Here is a 562-nt window from a genome sequence, read left to right on the forward strand (position 1 = left end):
ACAGGGTAGCCTTCAGGGTAAATGCCTCCCAGACCGGATGTCACAAGTAAATCACCGACTTGAATATCTGTACTGGTTGGAATGTGTTCCAGTTGGATTTCATCCATTTCACCATTACCTGATGCAATTACTCGAATGTCATTACGAATGACCTGAACTGGAATGGCATTTTTTGCATCTGTCAGTAGCAATACGCGCGCATTGTGCGCCGCAACAAACGTAACCTGACCGACAATACCTTTTTCGTTAATAACGGGCTGACCAACGTACACACCGTCAATTTGGCCTTTATCAATCACCACTTGATGACGATAAGGTGAAGTATCCACCGCCATTACTTCGGTCACGACCTTCTTCTCATCACGAACAAAAGACGAGCCAAGCAACTTACGCAAGCGTTGGTTCTCTTCTTTATATTGGTCGAGCAAGATCAATTCGCTTTTTAGACGAAGCACTTCGCGCTTTAAGTTGCGATTGCCTTCTACTAATGCCTGACGAGTATTAAAACGTTCGAATACACCATCAAACATACTGCGAGGCATATTCGCTGCGTATTGAATTG

At 44.3% G+C, this 562-nt stretch carries 1 protein-coding gene; it reads right to left on the reverse strand.

The annotated features are described in order from the left end of the window. Positions 1 to 562: rod shape-determining protein MreC (mreC, locus tag R8N49_RS29385; RefSeq protein ID WP_318190729.1), on the reverse strand; the 562-nt coding region annotated here is incomplete at both ends.

The organism is Vibrio sp. 1978 (genome assembly GCF_033344345.1).